An 8,489-nucleotide genomic window follows, 5' to 3' on the forward strand; every position below is an offset into this window, starting at 1 on the left:
GGCCGGCCGGTCGACCGGCGCGGCGCCGGGGCCGTCGTGGAGGTCTATCCGGCGGCCTGCCTCAAGCGATGGGGACTGCCGTACCGGGGCTACAAGCGTGCCGCCAACCTCACCGAGCTGGGCCTTCTCGTGAACCGGCTGCTGGAGTCGGCGCCCTGGCTGGACCTCGGCGAGTACGAGCCGCTCTGCCGGGCCTCGGACGACGCCACCGACGCCGTCGTCTCCGCACTCGCCGCACGCGCATCAGCCCTCGGCCTGGTGACCGTACCGACGGGGGAGCAGTCCGGCGTGGCGTCCACGGAGGGCTGGATCGCCCTACCCACCACGACCCTGAACATTCTGAGAACATCTGACATCTCATGATGCATGAGATTTCGTAGGGCTCTGGCGACACTTCTCTTGACCCCCGTAACACTGATCGCACAGCCTGCGGCGGCTGCCACGCCGACCACGATCGCGTACGCGCAGCTGACACAGACCTGGGAACTGGTGCTCACCGACGGAGACGTGGTGGAGGTGCCGGAGGCGCTCGCCAAGGCACCTGATGACGCGGTCAATGCCGGTACCCGGGCGCCGTTCCTGGTCAGTGGGGATGGGCGGCATTTCCTCTATTTCCGGAAATCGGATGGGCGGTTCGTCGAGCGGACTCTGAGCAGCAAGGAAAGGGTCGTGTCACGGCAGTACACGACGGACACGATCGGCGAGGAGTGGCCGTGGGTGTCGGACGACGGCAGTTACGTGGTCACGGGGACCTCGGGCCCAGGGCTGGGAGTCTTCGCGGACCTGCGGAAAGGCAAGGTGCTGCCGCCTCCAGGAAAGACGGATCAGTGGGGATTCGTGGGATTCAGCCCGGACGGCAAGCGGCTGCTGCTGGACGGGGAACGGCTGACGCTGCTCGACCGAGGGCTGCGCACCCGGCTGCGGCTGAAGACGCGCCTGGGGCCGACGGCGCTGGCGAATGACTACGTCACGACGGCGGTGCCGGTCGGCAGGTACCCCAAGTACCGCAAGCTGCGCATGCTCAACCTGCGTACCGGCCGAGCGAGCGGCACGGTCACCGTGCGGTTGCCGCGCGGGCAGTACATCGACGACCTGGACTTCGACCAGGCGGGACACGTGATCGTCCGATCGAAGACCAAGACGGGGGTGGCGATCTACCGGGTCTCGAAGGCGACCGGCAAGGCGAAGCTGCTACGGACGATCGCAAGGCCTGATGCAGCGGTCTGGGTGCTCCCGGGGGACAGCACGTACGAGCCGTGGACGGAAAAGAAGAGCAAATGAGGCTGTTCCGCACGATATGTAGCTACGCGTCGGCGTCGTCGGCCTGGCTTTGGCTGATCGCATTGGCGCGGTCGATCTCGGCCATGTTCTCCTCGGCCCAGGCCCTGACGGCGGCGAGCGCGACCTCGAGCGACAGACCCAGGTCGGTGAGCCGGTAGTGCACGCGCGGCGGCACGGTCGGCTCGACGCGACGGGCAACCAGGCCGTCGCGGGTCAGGCTCTGCAGGGTGGCGGACAGCATCTTCTGCGACACACCGGGCATCCGCCGCCGAAGCTCCGCGAAGCGCACCTCTTGCGGGGATGCCTGCGCGAGGACCTTGACCGCCATGGACGTCCATTTCGTGCCGATGCGATCCAGCAATCGACGGGTCGGGCACTCAGGATCGAAGAGGTCACCGCGCACGCCTTTCGCCGTACCGGCTGGAGAGGAGGTCACCTGCAGCTCACCACCTGTCGAGAAAGTGCCGTCTTGGCCTCATAGAGGAGGTTACCTAATCTCTGGTGGTAACCACTGGTTACCGACTTCGGAGAGATCATGCCTGGCGCCGCCCCTGCACCCGCCATCCACCACTCCACCCCCGAGACCTCCCTACGCCGGGTCGCGGCCAACGGCATCGAGATCAACGTGGCGATCGCCGGGGACGGGCCCGCCGTCCTGCTGCTGCACGGCTTCCCGCACACCTGGCGACTGTGGACCGAGGTCATCACCGGCCTCGCCGGGCGATACCGTGTCATCGCCCCCGACCTGCGAGGGCTCGGCGGCACGACGAAAGCAGCGGACGGCTACGACGCCGGCACCCTCGCCATCGACGCCGAAGAACTCCTCGACACGTTGGAAGAACCATCGGCGGCGGTCGTGGGCATCGACGCGGGCGCCCCTCCGGCCTTCCTGCTGGCCATGCGACGGCCCACCCGCGTACGACGGCTGGTCCTCATGGAGTCATTGCTGGGCCGGCTGCCCGGCGCCGAGGACTTCCTCACCGACGGGCCACCGTGGTGGTTCGGCTTCCACTCGGTTCCAGATCTCGCCGAGACGGTCCTGACCGGGCACGAAGCCGACTACATCGACTGGTTCCTCACCACCGGAACCCACGGCCGCGGTGTGCCACGCCGGATCCGAGACGCCTTCGTCAGCGCCTACACCGAGCCCGACGCCCTGCGCTGTGCCTTCTCCTACTATCGAGCCCTGCCCACCAGCGCACGACAGATCCAGGACGCCGTCGACTCTCACCGGCTCACCGTGCCCACGATGGCCATCGGCTCCCACCCCGTCGGCACCGCCCTCGAGCGGCAGTTGCGACCCATCACCGACGACCTCACCGGCCATTTCATCGAGGACTGCGGCCACATCATCCCGCTCGACCGCCCCCACGCTCTGCTCCCGCTGCTGTCATCCTTCCTCGCCGCCGACCAGCACGCATGACCGCTCCTGCCACAACCGCTCAGCGACGGGTACGAACGGCGGTGAGGAAACCTCCGCTCGCAGGACCGGGGGCGGGACGGCCGTAGCAGGCGGCGAGTTCGGCAAGATCGTGAATCTGGGATTGCCAGCCGTGCCGGTGGAGCCAGCTGGGAGCGTCTTTGCCCAGTCCTCCCTTCCACAGCGATGTGTACGGGTCCATCGCCGCCATGCCACGAGCCTGGGCGAGGAGCATGGAGCCTGCGATGTCGCCATGCTCGAAGGCTAGTCGGCTGCCCGGCGCGGACAGCTCGCCGACTGCTGTCAGCAGACGCACGGCCTCATCGGCCGTCAGGTAGACCAGCAGCCCCTCCGCCAGCCACGCTGTCGGAGCGGCGTGATCGAACCCGGCCGCGACCAGCTCGCCCGTCCAGCTATCGCGCAAATCGACCGGAAGAACGCTGCGCTCGCACGTCGGCACCGCATCGCATCCGGCCAGTACCGCCTCCTTGAAGGCGAACGCCTCGGGGAGGTCGAGTTCGAACATCCTCACACCGCCCGGCCACGGAAGCCGTAGGGCACGCGTGTCGAGCCCGGCGGCGAGTAGAACCCCCTGTGTGCAACCGGCGGCCGTGGCGGTGAGCAGATAGTCATCGAAGAACCGCGTGCGAAGTACTCCATGGAAGGCGAACACGGCGCCCAAGGACGCCAGCGGCCCCAGTTCCGCAAGGTCTTCGGCGGATGTGGGCTCCTCGGGGAAGGCCTGGGGCGCAGCGTCCAGGAATCTCTGAGCGTACGGGTCGTTGAACAGCCGGTCGTCCCTGAGGCTTTCGCGTGCCCTCACCATCGCCACCCCCAGCGCCGTCTTGGCCACGCCCTTCAGTGAGCCGTGTGGTCCCATCGCCGCCTCCTCTCGTTCATCGCTAACGATACATCGCTAACGATATTTCGGCAGCGATGTAGTCTTCGCGTATGGATGGCGGACAGTTGCACCGGTTGGGGAAGCGCCTTATCGAGCTCTCCTCACAGGTCACCGGCGAGGCCGGCGACCTGTCGCTCACTCCTGGAGAGGCCGCAGTCCTGGAAGACGTGATCAAGCACCCCGCCAGCTCGATCAGCGAGATCCACCAGCGGACAGGCTTTGTGCAGAGCCACGTGTCCGCGTCGGTATCGCGCCTCAAAGCGCGTGGACTGGTGGAAGCCGAGACCGACCCGAGCGACGGGCGGCGCACCCGGGTCCGAGTGGCCGACGGAGTCCTTCAAGCGGTCACCCGCCGCGCAGCCCGCAGCGTCGACCAGGTGATCGGCCGCGCCATCGGCGACACCGGCCGGGCTCGCCGGACGGCTGAGTTGCTGGAGGAGCTGGCCGGCATCCTGCTGTGACCGGCGCCCACGACCAGCGTCTCTCCACTCCTACGGCCAAAGGAATGAGGCGGTGGCGCAGCCGCGTGTCAGCATTGCCCCCGGACCGGACCCGCCGACGGCGGATCCGGTCCGTCTCGGCCGTGGGCTACCGGAGCACGGCGCCGTCACCGTCGGTCTGCTCGGCTGGTGATGCAGTTGCTTCGGTCACCCGGAGGGCACGTCGCTGGAGCACCAGTGCCCAGATCGTGGACAGGAGCGCGAACACACCGAGGGTGGCGAAACCGAATCCCACACCCGTGTGATCGGTGACGGTAGCCACGAGCAGCATGACGGTGATGGTCGCGGCGAGCCCCCCGCCGTTGGCGAGACCGAAGACCCGGCCGACATCCGCACGACCGGCCCGGGCCATCAGCAAATTTCGCGAGGAGATCCTGGCCTGGCCGAAGACGAACGCACCGATGGGGACCAGCACGACCAGTCCGGTGACACCCAATTGCCCCTGAACGACGATGAGCAGGCTACACGCGAGGAAACCTGCCACGGCGATGCGCGAATCGGAGTACCGCTGGGCGAACAGCCGGTACCCGGCAGCGGCGGCAAGGAAGCCGAGACTGCCCAGAGCGTCTATGACGCCGAAGGTGCCCGCGCCGCGATTGAGCTCGAGCAAGACGTACGTGGGCAAGAGCGCGTTGAAGACAGTGACCACGACACTGCCCTGCGCGTACAGAAGGATCAGGCTGCCCATCGGAAGCGGAAGGTGGTTCGTGCCCGTGACGTCTACTGGCTGGGAGTCGAGGCCGGTGACAGCCCTGGTTCGGCCGGTGGCGGCCACACACAGGGCGGACACGGCGAAGGTGCCCGCGTTGAAGACGAGCAGGGGTACGGCGCCGAAGACCTGGAGGGCGAGCCCGCCGACGGTCGCGGACAACAGCATGCCGGCCTGAGTGGCCATCTCGTAGTGGCCATTGAAACGGCGCAGGACCGTACCAGCGGGAACCCGTTCCTTGATCAGCGCCGCGCTCGCCGGAATGAAGATCGCGCTGACCAGGGCGAGCGCAAAGTTCGCGGTGTAGATGCCGACCTCGCTCGCACCGCCCGCGGCCAGCCACAGCGGCAGGCCGAGGGTGACGATCGCGCTTACCGTGTCACAAGCGACCCACAGAATGCGGCGATCCAGGCGGTCCGCGAGTCGTCCCAGGTACGGAGACAGGACAGCCTGGGGCAGCGCGACCGCGATGAACAACCAGCCCACGGCCATCATGTTCTGCTGTTCCCTGGCCAGCAGCAGCGCTCCGGTGATGAGCTGAATATTGTTGCCAAGCGCGGTTGTGAAGGCCGCAGCGATGAGCAGTCGCATAGTGGAGCGGTGGTTGATTTGAACGGGCATGCGCATAGTCTCCGGAGCTTCACTGACATCAAATGTCAGTGAAGGCGCGTTCCTCTTATCCGGGACCGGTCCCCGTTCGTCCCTCAACGTCGTACCACTGAGATCCAGCGGCACAGCCAGAAGATCCTCTGCGAGCCTCTCGGAGGGCCTTGGGCCTGCGGACGCGCCAAAGTCGCGCCCGACGCACCCGTACGGCGCATCGGCATCGACAAGACCCGCCGGCCATTGGCACAGTGGCGGGATGGCCCTCCCTCCGCGTGACCGTCTTCAATCGATGATTGCGGTGACTTCGGCCTCAATGAGAATGCCGGGCTCAAAAAGGATGTCCACCCCGATCAGCGCAGCCGGCGGCGTGGAGATATCGAACTCGCGGGCCGCCTGTTCGATGCCCGCGTTGAAGGCGTTGTACATCTCTCTCTTCCAGCCTGCGGCGTACCACGTGAAGCGGACGACGTCGTGGAACGTTGCTCCTGCCGCATCGAGCGCCTTGGCGACGTTGCGGTAGACCTGGGCGACCTGCCCGGCGAGATCGCCCGGTGCCACGAGTTCGCCGTTCTCGTCCCAGGCGACCTGTCCAGCGATGTGGACCTGCCTGCTCCCCGTCGCCACCGCGACGTGGTGGTAGATCGGGATTCGGACATGCCTATCAGGGTTGATGAGCGAAACAGCCACGAGATCTCCTAGTCAGTCTTCGAAGGCAACCGAGCGCCGTAGCCGGCCACTTCGGCGCTCAGTGGTCAAGAGCATCTGTTCAGTGTCTGGGCACCGGGGGCCCACGTCCGCCGAACCAAGACGCCCGTGCTCTCTTGCAGTTACTCAGAAACCATAGGAGAGTATTCGCTGACGTGGAAGAACGCACTTCTCAGTGACTGGGGAACGTGATGGTGACCAAGCAGTTCACAGGCTCGTCCGACGAAGCGGACCTGAGGCGCGCGGATTCCCTGGCGCGAGAGATCTTCTCGGATGTCGCCAACAAGTGGGCGTTGCTGATCATCGAGGCTCTCGGTGAGCGCACCCTCCGCTTCACCGAGCTGCGCAACGAGGTCGAGGGCATCAGCCACAAGATGCTCACCCAGAACCTGCGCATGCTAGAGCGCAACGGCCTGGCCGAGCGAAAGGTGTACCCCACCGTGCCGCCGCAGGTCGAGTACACCCTCACCGAGCCGGGCCAAGCCCTGCGTGCAACGGTCGATCTCATCTGCGGCTGGACCCACCAGTACTTCGGCCACATCGAGACCGCTCGCCGCCGCTTCGACGCTTGATGCGGTAGCGGACATCGCCGCCACCACGACCGGCTCCACGCGCGTACAGCTACCCGGTATTGCCGTCAGGCCCCGATGTGGACAAAGGGTGCCCAAGCCATCGGGCTGCCGGACTCGGAACGTAGGCGCGTGACCGCGCGGTGCAACGCCAGAGCCGGTTCTGTGGCGTCATTTCGGGTCAGTTCCTCGTACACGTCCTGGGCCACCTTGGCGGCGGTGGCGTCGTTCAGCGTCCAGAGGGTGCCGATGACGTGCCGGTAGCCGGCCAGGTGGAACGCCGCGGCCAGATGGATCGACTCGTCGGTGAGGGCGGTGTCGCCCTGGGCGGTCTCACAGGCCGACAGGAAAGCCAGATCGCCGCCGTCCACACCCACGGTGGTCAGATCGAGCACGGTCAGGTCGGCGTCGTGCAGCGCCAGATGACTCGCCGAAGGCCGGCCGGGATCCTGGTCGCCGTGGCAGGCGAAGTGGACTCGCGGGTGCGCCGGAATGGCGTCGAGCACCGCCCGCCGGGTGGCGGCGGCCTCCTCCAGCACGACGGCGCGTGCCCCCAGGGCGTCCCGGATCGCCTGCACCTCGATGGGGACATGGGGCAGGTCGGGGTAACGGCCGTCCGGGCGAGGTGTGACGCTCAGCGCCGTCACCAAGGTCGTGGCGGACGGCGGCGCAGGAGGCGTGTTCCTGGCGCGAAGCAGGGCTTGCAGGGTGGGCGTGTAGGAGGAGACGACATACTCGCCGGCCCACGTGGCGGTGCCCCCAGGACGGTGCCGGCCGGCGGCGTGCAGCGGCAGCGTGGCCAGCGGCCCGGTCGGGCACCACCAGATCCTGGATACCCCGGGCAGTGCGAGCGCGTCGAGGACCGGCTGCGTCACGGCGTCCCACAGCCACTCCAGGGTGGCCAGCACGGTCTGTGTCGCGGCGATCCAGGCCGCAGGACCCTGGGAGGCCACGGCAAGGGCCTGGTGGAAGGCGTGTGCTCGCCGGGTGGCCTCGTCCTTGCTGAGCCTGGGCAGCGGGAGTACGCGCAGCCCACCTGTGGTGAGCAGCAACGCGTCGCAGCGGAGGCGGTCCACGTTGACGATCACGACGGGCCCCTGGTCGGCGGTCCGCAGCAGGGTCGCGAAGTCGGGGGGCCGCAGGAACGCCGCGAAGCCGGGCAGTTCTCGGACCCGGTCGCGCAACTCGCTGAACCGGGCCGTGGCGTGGCGCCGCCGATCGGCCTCCTGATGCGGGGTGAGGTGCCCCAGCGGGCCGAGCTCGCCGGGCTGGAGCGAGCCGGCGGCTTGCGGGTCGCCGCGGTCGTCCAGGATGGCGCTCACCTCGTCGAACTCGGCTGCCAGCTCCGGATGCCGGGCACGCAGTTCGGTGCGGTCGCTTCTCGTTTCAAGCAACTGGGCCCACAGCACACTCCTGCTCTGTTCCAGTAGCTGGACGGCCGCCCTGGGCGAGTCGCAGACCAGTGCGGCGGCAGCCGCTTCACCGGCCAGCCCGCCTATCTGCTTGAGCTGGTTCTCCTGGGATGTACGGTCGAGGCCGCGCCAGGCGGCCAGCGGCAGCAGCTCCTGCACACAGGCGCGGTAGTGCTCCAACGCCTCGACCGGGCTGCCATGACGCAGGCAGTACCCGGCGAGCATGCGCGTGTCCACCAGGCGGCGCAGAGTACCGGCCGAGCTCGCCCCGGCCGCCAGCCGGAAGGCGGCCATGGCGCTGTCACGATCTCGGCCGCGGCCGCGGCTCTCGTACCTCTCGTTCAGCGCCAGGCCGAGCTGGCCGGCGCGGGGTGCCAGCGCCGGAT

Annotated in this window: 10 protein-coding genes; 5 read left to right on the forward strand and 5 right to left on the reverse strand. The window is 67.8% G+C overall.

The genetic code is table 11. From position 1 onward, the window contains the following. On the forward strand, positions 1–363 hold a 363-nt coding region (locus AB0J09_RS47590), incomplete at its 5' end, for a DUF429 domain-containing protein (RefSeq protein WP_360706941.1). Between the two features lie 36 nt (positions 364–399). After that, positions 400–1,281, forward strand: a complete 882-nt coding sequence (locus AB0J09_RS47595) for a hypothetical protein (RefSeq protein ID WP_360706944.1) — start codon at positions 400–402, stop codon at positions 1,279–1,281. A gap of 22 nt (positions 1,282–1,303) precedes the next feature. Here the strand turns inward: AB0J09_RS47595 and AB0J09_RS47600 are convergent, their stop codons facing one another. Next, a complete protein-coding gene (locus AB0J09_RS47600) occupies positions 1,304–1,684 on the reverse strand; it encodes a helix-turn-helix domain-containing protein (RefSeq protein WP_360706947.1) in 381 nt (126 codons plus the stop codon). 132 nt (positions 1,685–1,816) lie between these two features. Here AB0J09_RS47600 and AB0J09_RS47605 point away from each other — a divergent pair, with 132 nt between their 5' ends. After that, positions 1,817–2,704 carry an alpha/beta hydrolase gene (locus tag AB0J09_RS47605; RefSeq protein WP_360706950.1) on the forward strand — a complete coding sequence of 296 codons (888 nt, stop codon included), beginning with the start codon at positions 1,817–1,819 and terminating at the stop codon, positions 2,702–2,704. Positions 2,705–2,723: 19 nt separating this feature from the next. On the opposite strand, the gene AB0J09_RS47610 is transcribed toward AB0J09_RS47605, so the two are convergent. Beyond that, a complete protein-coding gene (locus AB0J09_RS47610) occupies positions 2,724–3,554 on the reverse strand; it encodes an SAM-dependent methyltransferase (protein ID WP_360706953.1) in 831 nt (276 codons plus the stop codon). A gap of 122 nt (positions 3,555–3,676) precedes the next feature. Here AB0J09_RS47610 and AB0J09_RS47615 point away from each other — a divergent pair, with 122 nt between their 5' ends. After that, positions 3,677–4,063: a MarR family transcriptional regulator gene (locus AB0J09_RS47615; protein WP_360706956.1), complete on the forward strand. Its 387-nt coding sequence runs from the start codon at positions 3,677–3,679 to the stop codon at positions 4,061–4,063. Positions 4,064–4,190: 127 nt separating this feature from the next. Here the strand turns inward: AB0J09_RS47615 and AB0J09_RS47620 are convergent, their stop codons facing one another. After that, the gene (locus AB0J09_RS47620) at positions 4,191–5,546 is read right to left on the reverse strand and encodes an MFS transporter (protein ID WP_360706958.1); all 1,356 of its coding nucleotides are present in this window, start codon (positions 5,544–5,546) and stop codon (positions 4,191–4,193) included. A 153-nt stretch (positions 5,547–5,699) separates the two neighbouring features. Beyond that, a complete protein-coding gene (locus AB0J09_RS47625) occupies positions 5,700–6,104 on the reverse strand; it encodes a RidA family protein (RefSeq protein ID WP_360706961.1) in 405 nt (134 codons plus the stop codon). 209 nt (positions 6,105–6,313) lie between these two features. Between AB0J09_RS47625 and AB0J09_RS47630 the strand changes: the two genes are divergently transcribed. Beyond that, a complete protein-coding gene (locus AB0J09_RS47630; RefSeq protein WP_360706964.1) occupies positions 6,314–6,694 on the forward strand; it encodes a helix-turn-helix domain-containing protein in 381 nt (126 codons plus the stop codon). A 65-nt stretch (positions 6,695–6,759) separates the two neighbouring features. Here the strand turns inward: AB0J09_RS47630 and AB0J09_RS47635 are convergent. Then, on the reverse strand, positions 6,760–8,489 hold a 1,730-nt coding region (locus AB0J09_RS47635; RefSeq protein WP_360706967.1), incomplete at its 5' end, for a CHAT domain-containing protein.

It is taken from the genome of Nonomuraea sp. NPDC049784 (assembly GCF_040659615.1).
Lineage (GTDB): Bacteria > Actinomycetota > Actinomycetes > Streptosporangiales > Streptosporangiaceae > Nonomuraea.

Excerpts from the sequence above, each read along its gene's own strand:
- AB0J09_RS47630 (WP_360706964.1), top strand. The coding sequence starts at position 6,314 with ATGGTGACCAAGCAGTTCACAGGCTCGTCCGACGAAGCGGACCTGAGG.
- AB0J09_RS47605 (WP_360706950.1), top strand. The coding sequence starts at position 1,817 with ATGCCTGGCGCCGCCCCTGCACCCGCCATCCACCACTCCACCCCCGAG.